Source organism: Chitinophaga horti (assembly GCF_022867795.2).
GTDB classification, from domain to species: Bacteria; Bacteroidota; Bacteroidia; order Chitinophagales; family Chitinophagaceae; genus Chitinophaga; species Chitinophaga horti.
In genome coordinates this window covers 6,000,555-6,017,311 of the sequence record NZ_CP107006.1, presented here as the reverse complement: position 1 = coordinate 6,017,311, position 16,757 = coordinate 6,000,555, and the positions used below count along the sequence as shown (strand labels likewise).

Sequence of the window (16,757 nt, the reverse complement as noted above, 5' to 3'; positions counted from 1 at the left end):
ATACACCCTTGATTCTACCGCTTTACCATTTTCCACCCCTCCGGACCTGGCATTACATCCGTTTCAATACTCCAGATCATGGTGTCATTAGCACCGGCCCGCGCAATAAAAAAGCGGGATGTGTCGGCAGTTTTTAGTGTAAGGGAAAAGCCACCTCCCCAATTCTCCTGTGCTTCCCACATGCCGGAAGTGATGTTCAGCGGGGTTCCGGAGGATACCCATCGTCCATTACTTTTCAGCTGGTAAGTCATGCGTGGCCCGGACAAATCCCTCCACATGAAGCTTGTTTGCATTCCACGGTAAGCTACAGCCTCCCATGTACCGGTGAGCGGTTTGGGGCCGGCGTCTTTTGTTTTTGAACAAGCTGTCGCCAGCAGGCAGCACGGTAATAATAACAGGTAGCGCATATAATTTACTTACGGACCAGTCGCAGGATCGCCAGTTGATTAACGATCGTTTGTTTAACAGGCCACAGTTCGAGGGTATCGTTATGTGAGAACCTGGCGTGGTATTGATGCAGCGTATCGCCGGTCGTCACTTCCAGGTTATAGAAATCGTCCATATGTTTCGTCAGCTTCCATTTGCCGTCGGGCCTCACCGGCGCCTCTCCGTCCACCGTAAATACCTGGTTAGGCTTAAAACCAAAGGTAATACGTATGCCGGAAAAGTTTTGCCAGAGCGTGCTGGAGGAGAACAAGTGCCTGTAGCTGAGCGTGTGCCATTCGCCGGTGATGCGCTTTTCCGGGGTTGCAGCCTCTTTTTTACAGGCGGCAATAAATAGCATGCAAGTCAGTAGCAGTAGTAGATAAGCTTTTTTCATGCGGAATCGGGGGATTTATCAATTAGAACGATAAGTCCCCCAATAAAGTTACTGTCGCACCAACAAGGTCAGTAATGATATTCTTTGAACATCTTTGAGCATTATGGAAGGAAGCTTGTAATGAACGTATAGGGAATATAGAAGTCCGAATTTCGGTGTTAAGCAGCGCCACTTCCTGCCATATTCCGTAGAACCGGCTATTGGGATCGCGAACTTCGGGTGTCGTTTCTTTTTCGCAGGATGCAAATGCAAGCATTAAAGCGAGGGTACCGAAAGGAATTATCAGTTTCATAAAGTCGGGTTGATATTATTGGGTTTATAATGTATTTGAACCTTCTGCTATTATAAAGCGGGTAAGCGTAATGTCAGTTACAATCTTCGAGAAAGTTAACATTAGAGGGTAGCTAACAAACAAAGAGGCCGGCCAAAAGGCCAGCCTCCAAAAAACAGCTTATGAAAACTTATACTTATGTACTTATTAGTAAGCAGCAGATTTAGGATCGAAGTTAGTCCAACCTGTAGTCCAGGTATCACCAACGTTCAATGCACCTACGTACTGTACTTTATTGAAGTAAGCGTCAGCAACTTTAGCATCAGTGAAAGCCGCTTTAGTCAGTGCTGGAGAACCAGCAATCGGACGGGCATCCAGGTCAGCCATAGTTGTAGCGTTAACGCCGCTCAGCTTAGCCAGCTTAAGGTTAGCCAGAGTAGTCGTAGTGTCGTTTGCGTTAGCTGCATTAGCGAACCAACCACGGAAATCGGCAGTGATGCCACCGGCAGTTGATACGTTAGCGATAGTGCTACCGGTGATGATGTTATTTTTCATTGCCAGGTTACCGTCGATAGCAGCAGCGGCAGATTTAACACCGTTGAACAGTACACCGTAAGGCCAGCCTACAACGATGCTGTTATACAGGTTCATGCGGCTTGCTCTTCTTACGAAAACACCCCACTGGAATACGTTGGAACCAATGTTCTCACCGTTGTTGATAGCCCATGGGCCTACGATGGTCATGTTTGAGAAAACGGGAGATGTATATGGAGGATTATCAGAACCGTCGATATCGTTGTCAGACTCGAAGCCATTAGACTGACCAGGTAACGCCTTGTCAGAAATGTCTTTATCGCGGATAGCCAGGCCAAACTGAACTTTACCATTATAACCGTTATCTGTATCGAAGTCGTCATCCAGTGTACGGTAAGAGATCAGGTGTTTTGCGTTTACAGTACCACCAAACCATTCAAAAGCATCGTCACCGCCGAAAGAACACTGTACGTAGTCGATAACAGTACCGCTACCTACACCAACCATTGTCAGAGAGTTCAGTTCAGAGTTTGACTGAGTTGACAGGGAGATACCTGCAAACTCGATCCTTACGTATTTCAGGATACCTGAGTTATCAGTAGGGATGTCACCACCACCAACAACGTCTTGTGCATATGCCTCCAGGTCAGCCTGGGTCAGACCTTCCATCTGCCTGCTGTTAGCAGTACCAAGGAAAGCGGTATTTACAGGAGCTTTACCGAGCAATACAACACCACCCCAGTCAGAGTAGTTACGTGCACCCGCAGCTTCTGCAGAAGTGAAGACGATAGGTTTAGCAGCTGTGCCTTCCGCCATAATTTTAGAACCGCGAGTAATGATCAGGGTAGCTTTGGTACCTTTTCTGGCTTTAACAACTACACCCGGCTCGATAGTAAGAACAGCATTTTTTCTAAAGAAAGTCAGTCCTTCGAGGAAGTAAGTCTGGCCAGCTTTCAGGGTCATGCTGGTGTCGATGTTCCCTTTCAATGTCAGTGTGTCTCCGGCGGTTTGTTTTGGACCAGAATCCTTATCAGAGCACGCGGTGGCAATAATCATCGCTAATGCTGCGATCGCTACTAAGCTTTTTTTCATCATAACTTGATTTATATTACGAAATTCTACTTTACTTATTACGGGTATGTTAAGCCAATCTTAAATAATTGTGAACAACTAGAACTTGTAGTTGAATGTTACGCTGATATTGGTTCCGTAGGTAAACTGTGAAAGTACCAGGTCTTTACCTTCGTTATACTTTTTCTTGTCCTGTCCCCAATAGAAGGTAGCCTTCTGATTCAGGATATCAGCTGCACTAAACTTGATATCGGCATTCTTAAACACTTTTTGCGTAATCTGGAAGTCGAGCAATGGACGAGGATTTTCCCAGATATTAGGCGTTGTAGCATTACCTACCTGCGCAATACGCTGACCGATCAGGTTGAACAACACAGATGCGTTGGTACCGGAAGTTTCGTTATCAAACTGAAGGCCGGCATTTACCAGGTATGGTGATTGACCATACATAGGCCTGTCTGTTACACCAATATATCCTTTGCGGAATTTCACTTCACTGTTAACCCATGCCGCATTACCGAATAGGGCAAAGTTCTTAAGGAACTCAGGACCGAAGAAGTCGAGCTTCTTACGGAACTCTATCTCTGCACCAAAGTTTGTAGCACTTTCAGCGTTAGCATAGGTGAAGTTTGGCGAGCCCTGTGCATTTTCAAACATCATCTCGATCGGGGATTTGAAATGTTTGTAGAATACACCGAAGGTTAACAATTCACCTGCTGCAGGATATAACTCATATCGCAGGTCGAGGTTTGTAATCTTAGTACGTTCGAGTGATGTGTTACCGAAAACGGTACCATTACGCTCGAAGTCGTAGAAAGCAAATGGAGCGATCTCACGGAACTCTGGACGGGCAACTGTTTGTGAGCCGGTCAAACGTAAGTTCGTCCGTGCATTCAGCATGTACGTAAAGTTGGCCGAAGGCAAGATGTCGGTAGCTGAGTTTTCGCTTGGGTTACCATTTTCAGATCTCAGGCTTTGCAGGAAATATTCTACGCGTGCACCCCAAACCACTCTTAACTTTTCGCCGAACTGATTATCGAACTGCACAAAACCGGCAGCAAGGTTAGCGTAGGCTTTGTAAGCATCGGAAGGCTCTGTCAGATCGTCCAGATAAAATTTGTCTGAAGCAAAATTTTCTTTGTTGAATATTTCAGAAGCAGGCAGGGTTAATAGCGGATCACTGTTTTCGCCACCAATAATAGCCAGCGCTCTTGCGTTGAAGGTCCTGTCTTTACGCTGGAATAAACCACCGACTTTAACCTGTTGCTGATTGCCCCAAATTTTGAACGTTTTGGTTGCGTCTGCGTTGGCGCCAAGTACAACTTCATTCAGATCAGAGAAGAAGCGGCCCGCGTTTCTCGGGTTGCCGGTAAACTTAGGCACGTTTACATAATAGTTGCCATCATTATTCAGTGATGTATACTTCAACCTGCGCATGTCAGGAATGTCCTGCGACATCCATCCTATGCTACCATTCCATTTTACTTTGATGTTGCTGCCTTTGAGGAAATGTTCACCCAGCAACTGAGAGTTCAGGAGCCTGTTAGACGTGAAGGCGAGTTCCTGGCTTCTGATGCCGTAAACCGCAGTACCTTCTATATCAGTACCTTCACGTAAGGTCGTCTGATCGTTACTGTTAATCGTGTAAGAGTTCTTCAGGCTGATCTTTGTATCCCGGTTCCGGTAGGTAAAGTTAGCTAGACCACCGATCAACACGTTCTGCCTGTAAAACTGATCTCTATAATTAAAAGTTGGTGTCAGGTCACTTGGCAGATAGTTGTTCCTGATAATGGAACCTGCCCTGTTTTGTTTGTTATAGGTGAAGGAGAACACTCCGGCCCAACCTTTAGAAGCGTCTTTCTTTGCAACGAAACCGCCGGTCGCCTGTAAGTTCAGGTTCAATTTCCACTCTCATCGCTCACTGACCATTTATCATTGAGCGCCTGCGCCATTTCAGCTCTTTGGGCAGGGCTGCTTCTTCTAAGTTCATCCGCGCTCGGAATAATTCCAGGTAATTTGCGATCACCATCATCAACACCAAAGAAGTCGAACTTACCACCTTTGTAAGAGTAGAAGTCTTTACCCAGTACATTTGTATTGAAGCCGGAGCCTACGGAAATATTGAAAAAGTTTTGGTCCGGAACGTCTTTAGTATTGATCTGAACGAGACCTCCTGCAAATTCTGCAGGCATCTCAGGCGTAGCTGCCTTATTGATAATGATGTTATCGATGATGCTGGATGGGAACAGGTCAAAAGAAAACGTTTTTCTGTCGGGCTCTGTAGAAGACATCAGGGCGCCGTTCATCATTGTCTGGTTGTAACGGTCAGACAATCCGCGTACTACGATGTATTTACCATCGATCATAGATGCACCGGGCACACGCTTCAACACGTCGCTGGTATTACGGTCAGGTGACTTACGAATGGTTTCCGCAGAAACAACCTGCGCTACTGTATTGGTATTCTTCTGAAATGTCAGCAGCGAATTAAGCGTTTCCGTCCTCGCCGATCCCCTGATCACCACCTCATTCAGCTTTTCCGACTTCGGCTCGTCCATTGTAAGGTCCAGGTTAGTTACACCACCAGCCTTCACCACTACTTCGGAAATCTCCTTCGTTGCATATCCCATGAACTTCACCTGCAGGGTGTAAGTGCCTGGCTTTACAGAAATATTATAACGGCCTTCTACGTCGGTAACAGCACCGGTAGAAGTACCCTGTACGATCACGGTCACACCGATCAGCGACTCACCTGATTTACGGTCGGTCACCTTACCGGATACTTTGCCATTGCTCTGCGCAGACGCTTGCGTAATAGCGCCCAACACAAAAACGATAATGAATTGTAATACGATAGTTATGCGTCTCACTTTAGTTTGTTTATTTCGACGCAAAACTACCAGCACAGCATTACCCCATTGTTACGGCAATGTTACCAGAATGTTAAGTTGTTAAGTAATCATTACTAAATTATTAACACACCAACGCGCGTTATGTAACAATTACAATCCAATAAAAATAGCCATGGTAAAGGGATTACAGCGATGCGCTGCGGCCAGGGTACATGTTGTTCATCTGTTGGGCCAATAAATCGGGCGATACGTTGGTGTTAACTTTAGACTCTCCCAGTTGAAATAATCTGAGGCTTTTGTTCATAAACGGCTTCTGGTCCATCCGGCAAATTTCCAGGCAAAAGTTGTACTTGTCTTCCAACTCTTCTTCAAATTCCCGCAGGCTCAGGGTTTCGTCTATCGGGTGTTCTATCATCTGGTCATCGTCCAGGCCGGCTTCTTTCAAGGTGTCAAAAGCGTTGGCCAGGGAATGTTTGATGTACACGGTAACATTACAATTCAACAGACGCTGGAACTGCATCTGCAACAGGGATATGGTCATTAAAGGATGTAACTTCAGGATCTTCATCTAAATTTCTTAAACAGGTACAGGCAAACTTAGTAACACAGGGTTACCTGAATATTAATATCAGGTTACTTAATTGTAAACAACTAACTAGATTGTCTCGACAAATATATCGAAATAAATATAATATCTAAATTAATTTATATCGATGGAAAACTGATCACTTTGCCGTCGGGCCACTCGATCGCGCCACTCTCCTCTTCTTCCTCTGCCGCCACCAGTTGGGAGGCACGGCTCACAGGGTGTACATACAAACGCCAATCGCCTTTGGTGTATTCCAGTGCCGTAAGACTTTCCACCCAGTCGCCGGAGTTCAGATAGGTAATCTGTTTACCCTCGAAGGTCATTTCTTTTATTACGGGTTGATGGATATGCCCGCAGCACACCACGTCAAAGTGTTTCTCGGCGGCTATCTCGGCTACGGTTTGCTCAAAGTCAGAAATGAAGGTAACAGCCTTCTTTACACCTTCTTTTACTTTCTTAGAGAACGACATTTTTTCCCGGCCCATTTTTTCGAGCATGTTGTTCACTAACCGGTTAAGGATGATGAGGATATCGTAGCCTTTACCACCTAACTTGGCAAGCCACTTGGAGTTTTTCATGGTGATGTCGTACACGTCGCCATGGAAGAACCAATGCCGTTTGCCGTCTACTTCCAGGATAAGTTTGTTATCGATGGTGAAGTTGCTGAGTCCAAAGCCCGCGTACTTACGCAGTGCCTCGTCGTGGTTGCCCGTCAGATAATACACCTCCGTCCCCTTGCCAATCATTTTCAGGATCTTGCGAATAACTTTGGTGTGCGACTTGGGAAAATAGCGTTTACTGAACTGCCATATATCAATAATATCGCCGTTGAGTATTAAAATTTTAGGATCGATGCTGTCGAGATAGCTTACCAGTTCTTTGGCGTGGCAGCCGTAGATGCCCAGGTGTACATCTGAGATCACGACTATATCTAATGGGCGTTTATCGGGCATGCGCGTCGGATAATTGGCCGGGCATGGACCGCAAAACCCGGTTCTTTTAAAAAATAAAAAAGTGGTAATTGGCTGAGTGATGCCGGCTTTTTCGGATTGGAGGGAGCCGTTTCAACACCCTAAACCCGCGTCAGACCTCATTTCGCTACAATTTCGCGGTCTATATTTTCTTCTGCAAAGGAAAAATCGCTATATTACTTTTATATTAATCCAGTATTAAGGAATTATTAATTCCTACAATTTCTTGGCTCCTATACCCTTTGAAGGCTATTTTTGCGGCAAATTTATAATTTAACTCAACTTATATGGGAGGCTTCAATTCTATCGTTAAACTCTTTATGCCGAAAGACAGGGTGTTTTATTCACTGTTCGAAGATGTGTCGGCAAACCTGGTAGATATGGCCCAGGAACTGGTGAACCTGGTAGAGAGCAATGATCCTGCATTTCGTAAAGACAAAACTCACCTGATTGAGCGCCTTGAGCACAAAAACGACGACTATACACACCGCATATTCGTAGAACTGGGGCAGAACTTCATTACCCCGTTCGACCGTGAAGATATCCACTACCTGGCTTCTACGCTGGACGATGTGGCCGACTACATCCACGGTTCTGCCAAAAGGATGGACCTTTACAAAATCAAGGAAATTACTGACAGTGTACGCAAACTGGCGCACCTCATCCTGGAGGGTTGTAAAGAATTGCACCGCGCAATTCCCGAGCTGCGTACCATGAATAATATGCGTTTGATCACCGATGCCTGTGTAAAGATCAACAGCCTGGAAAACCACGCCGATGATATTTACGACCGTGCAATCGGCGACCTGTTCGAGTTCGAGACGAACGCTGCTGAATTGATCAAGATGCGCGAAATTTACCAGGCGCTTGAGATTGCCACTGATAAGTGTGAGGATTCTGCCAATGTGATCGAAACTATTATTATCAAGTACGCCTGATAAAGCTTTTGCACATCTACGGCGCAATTCACCTGTATCATGACTTTTCTGGTTATTATTATAATCCTGGCATTCATCTTTGATTACATTAACGGTTTTCACGATGCTGCCAACTCGATCGCTACGATCGTATCGACCAAGGTACTTACGCCTTTTCAGGCGGTGCTTTGGGCGGCCCTCTTCAACTTTGCGGCATTCTTTATTTCCAAGTATGTATACGGCGAATTTAAGGTAGGTAACACCATTGCCAAATCTGTATTTGAAGAGTTTATCACCCTAAAAGTGATCTTCTGTGGCCTGGTGGCCGCTATTACCTGGAACCTGCTTACCTGGTGGTATGGCATCCCTTCCAGCTCCTCGCACACGCTCATCGGCGGTTTTATTGGCGCAGCGATCGCCAACGCCCACGGCAACTTCGACGTAATCAACTATACCAAAGTACTGCCTACGGTGTATTTCATCGTGCTGGCACCGCTCATTGGTATGATCATGGCCTTTATCATTACGGTGATCATCGTTAACATCTGCCGCAAAGCCAACCCGTACCGGGCAGAAAACTGGTTTAAACGCCTGCAGCTGGTGTCATCCGCTGCCTTCAGCCTTGGCCACGGTGGTAACGACGCGCAGAAGGTAATGGGTATTATCGCAGCCGCCATGGTGGCCCACGGTATGATCCCCGACCTGAAGTCTGTACCGGATTGGGTGCCTTTCGCCTGTTTTACAGCCATTGGCCTCGGTACCCTCAGCGGTGGCTGGAAGATCGTAAAAACCATGGGATCCCGTATTACCAAGGTAACACCACTGGAAGGCGTGAGTGCTGAAACCGCGGGCGCGGTTACCCTGTACCTCACGGAATCACTCGGTATCCCGGTTAGTACCACTCATACCATCACCGGCTCTATTATCGGTGTAGGCGCTACCAAACGCCTGTCTGCCGTTCGTTGGGGTGTTACGGTAAACCTGCTCTGGGCCTGGATTATGACCATCCCCATCAGCGCCTTGCTGGCAGCAGGTACCTACTTTATTGTAAGCCTGTTCATCTAAGCTAACTGTATCTTTAGTATATCTCTGGCCCGTCGGTGTTTCCGGCGGGCTTTTTTGTGTCAATTGAGATAAAATACTATCATTCCGCACCCGGGTTCTCCCGGGATCCTTGCTGCATCCTCCCTACATCCTTGCTGACTCCTTGCTAAAACACCCCCTTTTTAGCAGGGATGTAGGGAGGATGTAGCAAGGATGTAGCAACAATCGTCCAGAATTCGCATACTAAAATCACTCCCTGCTAAAATAACCGCTCACCTATTGATCTTTTCCCTTAAAAAATTATGGCAATAACTATATACCCCCTATTTTTGTGCGGCCTCAAAACAGGTCCTTTGATTTTAAACCGATTGTTCGATTCATGAAAGGAATTATACTTGCCGGCGGGTCCGGAACGCGTTTACACCCGATTACGTATGCTATCAGCAAGCAGATCATGCCTATCTACGATAAACCCATGATCTACTACCCGCTATCTACGCTCATGCTGGCAGGCATTAAAGACATCCTTATCATCAGCACACCGCACGACTTGCCGTCCTTCAAACGCCTGTTTAACGATGGCTCTCAATATGGCCTGAACCTCACTTACGCCGAACAACCGGAGCCTAACGGCCTGGCACAGGCTTTTGTGATCGGCGAGCAGTTTATCGGGGAAGACAATGTGGCCCTCGTACTGGGCGACAATATCTTCTATGGCGCCGGCCTGGGTACCCAGCTCGAAAACAATGTGAAGCCCGACGGCGGTATCGTGTATGCTTACCATGTATCTGACCCTGAACGTTATGGCGTGGTAGAGTTCGATGCCAACATGAAAGCGGTATCTATCGAAGAAAAACCAACACAGCCTAAGTCCAACTACGCGGTGCCCGGTTTGTACTTCTACGACAACTCCGTGGTGGAAATTGCTAAAAACCTGCAACCCAGCCCTCGCGGCGAGTATGAAATCACGGATGTAAACCGCGAATACCTTCGTCGCGGCAAACTACAGGTAAGCGTGCTGCCACGTGGTACCGCCTGGCTTGATACCGGTACATTCGACTCCCTGATGCAGGCCTCGCAGTTTGTGCAGGTAATCGAACAACGCCAGGGAATTAAAATCGCTTGTATCGAGGAAATCGCCTACAGGAAAGGCTTTATCGATGCAGTTCAGCTGGAAAAACTTGCCAAACCACTGATCAAAAGCGGCTATGGCCAGTACCTGATGGAGCTTGTAAAACATTAATTCACCAGAATCTCAATAATTCAGCATATGCAAAAAGTCCTTGTTACAGGTGGTTGTGGCTATATCGGGTCTCATACGATAGTCGACCTGATCAATCATGGTTTTGAAGTGGTGTCCGTTGATAGTAACGTGCGCAGTTCTACACAGCTTTTAGAAGGTATTGAAAAAATTACCGGCAAAAAGATCCATAACTACAAGGTGGACCTTTGCAATCTTGAAGACACGCACGCTGTGTTTCATGAAAACAGGGATATCGTTGGGGTGATTCATTTCGCGGCGCTAAAAACGGTACCCGAATCCGTTTCTGACCCGTTGTACTACTTCCAGAACAACCTCACCTCCCTGATCAATGTGCTGAAATGTGTGAAAGAATTTAACGTACCTAACCTGGTATTTTCTTCTTCCTGCTCCGTTTACGGTAATACGACGGCCCTGCCTGTTGTAGAAAGCACCCCGCTGGGCGAGGCACAAAGCCCCTACGCCCGTACAAAACAAATGGGTGAGCAGATTATTGAAGATTATGCCCGTGTGAATAGCACTAACAACATCGTACTGCGGTACTTTAACCCGGTAGGTGCCCATCCATCTGCATTGATCGGTGAGTTACCGCTGGGCAGGCCCGATAACCTGGTTCCTGTAATCACCCAGACCGCGATCGGTAAACTGCCGAAGGTAACGGTATTTGGCACCGATTACCATACCCGCGACGGCTCCTGCGTACGCGATTATATTCACGTAATGGACATCGCCAACGCACATACCAAGGCGCTGCAGTACCTGCTGGACGGTAAAAATGAAAGCAACCGCGAGATCATCAACCTCGGCACTGGCAATGGCGTTACCGTACTGGAAGCCATCAAAGCTTTCGAAAAAGTATCGGGCGTGAAGCTGAATTACGAACTGGGCCCCCGTCGCCCGGGCGATGTAATAGAGATCTACGCCAACAACTCCTACGCCCGCGAAAGGCTCGGCTGGGAACCCAAACAGGGTATTGAGGACATGATGCGCACTGCCTGGCAGTGGGAGGTGTCTTTGAGGGACCGGGTACTGAATAACTAATTCATCGATAATTCCACTCCTATTTTTCTAAATTTGCGGCATTAATACTGGCAACTATGGTAAAAGACATAAAAGTCCTTAACGAAAAAGAAACCCGTGGCGGGTTTGGCGAAGGCATCCTCGAAGCGGCTCGCAAGAACCCGAATGTAGTAGCACTTACTGCAGATCTGCTGGGTTCTATGAAACTGAACGCTTTCATTAAAGAGTTCCCCGATCGCTTTGTACAATGCGGTATCGCTGAAGCCAACATGATCGGCGTGGCTGCCGGTTTAACCATCGGCGGTAAAATACCTTATACCACGACTTTCGCCAACTTCTCTACCGGCCGCGTGTACGACCAGATACGCCAGTCAGTAGCCTACTCCGGCAAAAACGTTAAAATATGTGCTTCCCACGCAGGCCTTACCCTGGGTGAAGATGGCGCTACCCACCAGATCCTGGAAGATATCGGCCTCATGAAAATGCTGCCTGGTATGACCGTGATCGTGCCTTGCGACTTTAACCAGACCAAAGCGGCCACTATCGCAGTAGCTGATTACGAGGGCCCGGTTTACCTGCGTTTCGGCCGGCCGAAATGGCCAAACTTCACCGCGGAAGACCAAAAGTTTGAGATCGGTAAAGCACAGGTACTGAATGAAGGTACCGACATTACCATCTTCGCCTGCGGTCACCTGGTATGGAAAGCGGTAGAAGCTGGCCGTATACTGGAAGAAAAAGGCTACAGCGTTGAGCTGATCAATATTCATACAATTAAGCCACTGGATACCGAAGCGGTGATCAAATCACTGACAAAAACCGGTTGTGCGGTAACGGCAGAAGAACATAACGTACTGGGCGGCCTGGGCGACAGCATTGCACAGGTGGCAGCGCGTCATATTCCATGCCCTATCGAGTACGTAGGCACCAACGATACTTTCGGCGAAAGCGGTAAACCAACCGACCTGCTGAAAAAGTACGGACTGGATACGCCTAACATCGTAGAAGCAGCTGAAAAAGCGATCGCCCGTAAAAAAGGCTAATGATCTATACAACGGATTAAACCTTCGTTTAAAAAACCCATCCAAGTGATGGGTTTTTTATTTTATTTTGGACATGCTCCTAACCATTTAACCGATATGGCCGTAACGCAGGAAGACAAAGAGCTTTTGGCACTATACCGGCAGCCTGGCACGAAGGAAAAGGGATTTACGCTTCTCATTCAAAAGTACCAGGAAAGGCTGTACTGGCACATCCGCCGCCTGGTGATCGACCACGAGGATGCCAACGATGTGCTGCAAAATGTATTTATCAAGGTGTGGAAAAACCTGGAAAACTTCCGGGAGGACGCCCAGTTGTATACCTGGCTGTATAAAATTGCTACAAACGAAAGCCTCTCCTACCTGGAGCAGCAAAAACGCAAAGCCTCCGTATCCCTGTCGGATGTGGAAAGCGGCCTGGAAAACAAGCTGAAGGCCGATGCACAGTTCGATGCCAATAAACTGGAATGGAAACTGCAAAAGGCGATCCTCAGCCTGCCGGAAAAGCAGCGGATCGTATTTAACCTGCGTTATTACGACGAAATGCCTTACGACCAAATGTCCAGGGTGTTGGAGACTTCCGAGGGAGCTTTGAAGGCCTCTTATCACCATGCGGTGAAGAAAATTGAAGAGTTTATGAAGACGGAATAAGCGTATTCAACAAAAAAATTGGCGGGGTAGGTTAAACTCCCGGCATAAAAAAGCGTCTAACGAACAAGAAATAGCATGAAAAAGGGGAAAGATATAGCGGACGAACTGCGGGAAATTGCTCCCGGAATGCCTGTACCGGGCCACCCGGATTACAGGGTGCCGGAAGGTTATTTCGATGCCCTTCCCGGCATGATCATGCAGCGCCTGGGGGCTACAGCTGTTCAGGAAGAACTGGAGGAGCTGTCTCCGTTCCTGGCCGGTATGCCTAAACGCACGCCTTTTGAGGCACCACCGGGGTATTTCGGCCAGCTGAGACCCGACCTTGCCGGGATGACCGATAGCGAAACGAAGGTAATATCCATGCCGCGCCGCACCGGTAACCTGAAACGTTGGCTGATAGCGGCATCTGTGGCAGCAGTAGTGGCTGTAGGCGGCTGGCTGCTCGTCAGCAATAATGCCAGTCCGGCCGGCATCGACCGACAGATGGCAGCGCTCAGCGATCAGGAAATTGAGGAGTTCCTGCAAAACCATGTGGACGACTTCGATAATGAAGCCCTCTTTTCCACCGTTAGCTACGAAACAGAACTGCCCTCCGTGCTGGAAAACGTGTCTACCAACGCTTTGGAAGAATACGTAGACGATAACATGATTAACGAAGCTGAATTTAATTAATACTACATGAAGAAATTTTACCTGATATGGATTATGGCAGTGATGCTCCTTGGTCATCTTCCTGCCGCCTCGGCGCAGGAAACTAATAAGGCCATCCAGGACAAGGTGAAATCACTGGAAATCGCTTACATCTCGAAAGAACTAAACCTTTCTCCGGATGAAGCACAGAAGTTCTGGCCGGTGTACAACAAGTACTCCCGGGAAATTGAACTGCTGATCCAGGACCGGAAACAGCGGATGAAGGTAAATAAACAGCAAACCCGCACCGACCGCACCGCGGATGATGCCATGGATGCGGAACTGGGTTATGAAAGGAAGATGCTGGACATCCGTACGCGGTATAAAGAGGAGTTTAAAAAGGTAATTCCTCCACGGAAGGTAACCGACTTTTTCCGCTCAGAGCGCGAGTTCCGGACAATGATGATCCGTCAGTTAAAAGAAAGAAAAGAGAACCGCAATATGCGGAGACAAAGACAATAAAATAACTGGTACGTTCGATTTTTTGTTTTAGCGAGAAGACCGTCTTATGTTGGAGACGGTCTTTTTTTATGCCTGAAAGTAATGTGCCCTTACTTCTGTCACCTTACCTTTTTCGTTCAATACCATCAGTTCGGCCGCCAGGTTATTGTTTACACTTTTGTAGTACAACACCACAGAGCCAACGCCCTCCAACACCTGGAACAGTTCGAAGTGAAGGTCCGGGTAGCCTTTAAGCGCTCTTTCAAAATACGCGCGTAATACAGCTTTATCGCTGATGCAGCCGGACGGATCGTTATTTACCCGGCGTATAAAGGGAGAGTAAAATATAATGGATTCGGCATAATGGTGCATGATCGCATCCAGGTCGTGACTATTCCACGCCGCAAGCCATTCCTTTGCAAATTGAGCAGCAGTCATCGTTTTTATCGTAAAAATAAAACTTCCGCGGAGCCGCCGGTAACGTTATTGAGCAAACGGTGCGCTAAAACCTGCCGATCGGCTGTTTGGTATCGTGATAATAGAGGAATTGCCAGTTATCGTTCTTGCCCCGCTCCATAAATTGCTGCCGCAGTTCCATACTCAGTTTACCATCGTAATCGTATTTGGCGATGAAGCGGCCGCGCATTTGTGAAGCCTGTGGCGCCACATCTCCACCAAAAAATATTTGATCCTCGCCGTCGTCGATCAAGAACACCTGGTGGTACGGGCAGTGGCCGCCTGTAAATTCATAATGGATATAACCGTCAATGCTGCCATTGCCGTCAATAAACACTACATTGTCGCGCTGGCGCAGCAGGCCTACTTCTTCTGCCAGATAGGATTTGCCGTCCTGCTCAATGGCGTAGTTCATTTCGCGGGTGTTGACATAATAAGTAGCATGTGGAAAGCTGAGGGAACGTTCGCCCGTTACGGGATCTTTCGCGCTCACCCCACCCGCGTGGTCTTTGTGCAGGTGGCTCATCAGCACTTTAGTGATCTCCAGCGGGTTAATGCCGTTATCGATCAGGTTTTGATGCAGTTGCAGTACGCCGTCCGCATTACGAAAGCCAAGACCGGTATCACAAAGCAGGTAGTCCTTGTCGGTGATGACGAGGAACGGCTGTATTTCTACCAGCAGGGCACCGGGGCCGCGCTGCTGCATATTATCTTTACTGGTATCGAAGGGAACAAAAGCCTTTGTTCCATCTACTGTAAAACTTCCTTCCGAGAGTGGTATGATTCGTGCCATGCTGCTGCAAAAATACGGCTATCTGTTCAGAATAATCGTGCTTTTACCGCAACACCATCTGCCTGTCGGCATCGAGCCGCAGCATGATGAAGATGAGCATGGTGAAGGTCATGAGCGACGAACCGCCGTAACTCACCATGGGCAGGGGAATACCAATAACCGGGGCCAAACCGATGGTCATAGCCAGGTTGATGGCGACGTGGAAAAAGATGATGCATGCCACGCCGTAAGCATACACCCTGCTGAATGTCGATCGCTGTCGTTCGGCGATCAGGATGATCCGTAAGAGCAGGGCTACATAAATGCCCACGAAGATCATAGACCCAAGGAAGCCGAAGTCCTCACCGATCGTGCAGAAAATGAAGTCGGTACTTTGTTCGGGCACGAAGTCGAACCGGGTTTGTGTGCCTTTGAGGTAACCTTTGCCGAACAGGCCGCCGGAACCAATGGCGATCATGCTCTGGCGGGTATTATAAGTTGCTTTGGGATCGTTTTCCTTACCCAGCATTACATTGATACGTTTCACCTGGTAGTCCTTCAACACCTTTGTAAAGGCAAAAGGCACTACGATCGTCACAAAGGCGGAACAAAACGCCCATATGCCAATGATCATGAACAGGCGTGATTTACGGCGACGGATCTCCCTGCGGCTGAAATATATCGTCAAACCTGCCAGCACGGTAAAGATGATAAACAAGATCAACTTATTCTCTACCAATAGCGCGGACAATACCAGTACGATCGCGGAAAAGGCGATCACCAATAGGGCCGATGGCAGCCCTTCGCGGTACATCACCAGGAAGAACGAAAAGTACACCAGCGCCAGGCCCGTTTCATTTTGTAAGATAGTAATCGCACAAGGCGCGAGCGCAATAGCACCAGCGATCAATCGGGGACGAAGTTTGGTAAAGTCTGTTTCGAGTGACGACAGGTATTTGGCCAGCGCCAGGTTGGTAAACAGTTTGGTCAGCTCCGCCGGCTGAAACCTGAACGAGCCTATGTTCAACCAGGAACTGGAACCCTTTACATCATGCCCGATAGCCAATACCAATAGTAGCAGCAGTATACCGAATGCGTAAAGCAGGTTAGCCGTGGCCGTAAAAAATTTACTGTCCATCAGCCAGATGAGTGTTGCCAGAACGAGTGATACTCCCAGCCACATGGTTTGGCGGGCGTAGTTCTTGTTCTGTGCGAGAATGTTATGCCACACATTATCGCCATCGCGGTGTTCGGCCGCAAAAATGGCGAACAGGCCGATGATCACCAGTGCGAAATAGAGTCCGACAGTGGGCCAGTCGATACCCTGGGTAAGTTTGGATTGTGCGCGGTTCATTGCTCG

Annotated in this window: 19 protein-coding genes; 8 read left to right on the top strand and 11 right to left on the bottom strand. The window is 47.7% G+C overall.

Features of this window, described 5'->3' with window-relative positions:
* Window positions 1–14: 14 nt before the first annotated feature.
* From MKQ68_RS24530 to MKQ68_RS24495, 8 genes are all read right to left on the bottom strand, one after another.
* Window positions 15–407, bottom strand: coding sequence for a hypothetical protein (locus tag MKQ68_RS24530; protein WP_264281364.1), 393 nt, complete (start codon window positions 405–407; stop codon window positions 15–17).
* A gap of 5 nt (window positions 408–412) precedes the next feature.
* A complete protein-coding gene (locus MKQ68_RS24525) occupies window positions 413–820 on the bottom strand; it encodes a hypothetical protein (protein ID WP_264281363.1) in 408 nt (135 codons plus the stop codon).
* 22 nt (window positions 821–842) lie between these two features.
* Complete coding sequence (locus tag MKQ68_RS24520) at window positions 843–1,112, bottom strand: hypothetical protein (protein WP_264281362.1); 270 nt, start codon at window positions 1,110–1,112, stop codon at window positions 843–845.
* Window positions 1,113–1,298: 186 nt separating this feature from the next.
* Window positions 1,299–2,717, bottom strand: a complete 1,419-nt coding sequence (locus tag MKQ68_RS24515; RefSeq protein ID WP_264281361.1) for a beta-helix domain-containing protein — start codon at window positions 2,715–2,717, stop codon at window positions 1,299–1,301.
* Window positions 2,718–2,795: 78 nt separating this feature from the next.
* The gene (locus MKQ68_RS24510) at window positions 2,796–4,598 is read right to left on the bottom strand and encodes a TonB-dependent receptor (RefSeq protein ID WP_264281360.1); all 1,803 of its coding nucleotides are present in this window, start codon (window positions 4,596–4,598) and stop codon (window positions 2,796–2,798) included.
* Window positions 4,595–5,566 carry a carboxypeptidase-like regulatory domain-containing protein gene (locus MKQ68_RS24505; RefSeq protein ID WP_264281359.1) on the bottom strand — a complete coding sequence of 324 codons (972 nt, stop codon included), beginning with the start codon at window positions 5,564–5,566 and terminating at the stop codon, window positions 4,595–4,597. The genes MKQ68_RS24510 and MKQ68_RS24505 overlap by 4 nt, the downstream gene beginning before the upstream one ends.
* Before the next feature lie 166 nt (window positions 5,567–5,732).
* Entirely contained in the window at window positions 5,733–6,116 is a 384-nt protein-coding gene (locus MKQ68_RS24500) for a hypothetical protein (RefSeq protein ID WP_244845634.1), read from the bottom strand.
* Window positions 6,117–6,253: 137 nt separating this feature from the next.
* Window positions 6,254–7,090, bottom strand: a complete 837-nt coding sequence (locus MKQ68_RS24495) for a UDP-2,3-diacylglucosamine diphosphatase (RefSeq protein ID WP_264281358.1) — start codon at window positions 7,088–7,090, stop codon at window positions 6,254–6,256.
* Between the two features lie 305 nt (window positions 7,091–7,395).
* On the opposite strand from MKQ68_RS24495, the gene MKQ68_RS24490 reads away from it, so the two are divergent.
* From MKQ68_RS24490 to MKQ68_RS24455, 8 genes are all read left to right on the top strand, one after another.
* A complete protein-coding gene (locus MKQ68_RS24490) occupies window positions 7,396–8,046 on the top strand; it encodes a DUF47 domain-containing protein (protein ID WP_264281357.1) in 651 nt (216 codons plus the stop codon).
* Window positions 8,047–8,085: 39 nt separating this feature from the next.
* Window positions 8,086–9,090: an inorganic phosphate transporter gene (locus MKQ68_RS24485; RefSeq protein ID WP_264281356.1), complete on the top strand. Its 1,005-nt coding sequence runs from the start codon at window positions 8,086–8,088 to the stop codon at window positions 9,088–9,090.
* A gap of 358 nt (window positions 9,091–9,448) precedes the next feature.
* Complete coding sequence (gene rfbA / locus MKQ68_RS24480) at window positions 9,449–10,312, top strand: glucose-1-phosphate thymidylyltransferase RfbA (RefSeq protein WP_264281355.1); 864 nt, start codon at window positions 9,449–9,451, stop codon at window positions 10,310–10,312.
* 27 nt (window positions 10,313–10,339) lie between these two features.
* Window positions 10,340–11,371, top strand: a complete 1,032-nt coding sequence (gene galE, locus MKQ68_RS24475) for a UDP-glucose 4-epimerase GalE (protein WP_264281354.1) — start codon at window positions 10,340–10,342, stop codon at window positions 11,369–11,371.
* A gap of 56 nt (window positions 11,372–11,427) precedes the next feature.
* Window positions 11,428–12,390: a transketolase family protein gene (locus tag MKQ68_RS24470; RefSeq protein ID WP_264281353.1), complete on the top strand. Its 963-nt coding sequence runs from the start codon at window positions 11,428–11,430 to the stop codon at window positions 12,388–12,390.
* A 96-nt stretch (window positions 12,391–12,486) separates the two neighbouring features.
* Window positions 12,487–13,038, top strand: a complete 552-nt coding sequence (locus tag MKQ68_RS24465) for an RNA polymerase sigma factor (protein WP_264281352.1) — start codon at window positions 12,487–12,489, stop codon at window positions 13,036–13,038.
* Between the two features lie 75 nt (window positions 13,039–13,113).
* Window positions 13,114–13,710, top strand: a complete 597-nt coding sequence (locus MKQ68_RS24460; RefSeq protein WP_244845628.1) for a hypothetical protein — start codon at window positions 13,114–13,116, stop codon at window positions 13,708–13,710.
* 6 nt (window positions 13,711–13,716) lie between these two features.
* A complete protein-coding gene (locus tag MKQ68_RS24455) occupies window positions 13,717–14,190 on the top strand; it encodes a hypothetical protein (protein ID WP_264281351.1) in 474 nt (157 codons plus the stop codon).
* A 66-nt stretch (window positions 14,191–14,256) separates the two neighbouring features.
* Here MKQ68_RS24455 and MKQ68_RS24450 read toward each other — a convergent pair whose 3' ends face one another.
* The 3 genes from MKQ68_RS24450 to rodA all read right to left on the bottom strand — a co-directional run bounded on the left by MKQ68_RS24450 (window position 14,257) and on the right by rodA (window position 16,751).
* A complete protein-coding gene (locus MKQ68_RS24450; protein ID WP_264281350.1) occupies window positions 14,257–14,607 on the bottom strand; it encodes a nuclear transport factor 2 family protein in 351 nt (116 codons plus the stop codon).
* Window positions 14,608–14,671: 64 nt separating this feature from the next.
* The gene (locus tag MKQ68_RS24445) at window positions 14,672–15,418 is read right to left on the bottom strand and encodes an MBL fold metallo-hydrolase (protein ID WP_264281349.1); all 747 of its coding nucleotides are present in this window, start codon (window positions 15,416–15,418) and stop codon (window positions 14,672–14,674) included.
* A 43-nt stretch (window positions 15,419–15,461) separates the two neighbouring features.
* Entirely contained in the window at window positions 15,462–16,751 is a 1,290-nt protein-coding gene (rodA, locus tag MKQ68_RS24440) for a rod shape-determining protein RodA (protein ID WP_264281348.1), read from the bottom strand.
* Window positions 16,752–16,757: the final 6 nt, after the last annotated feature.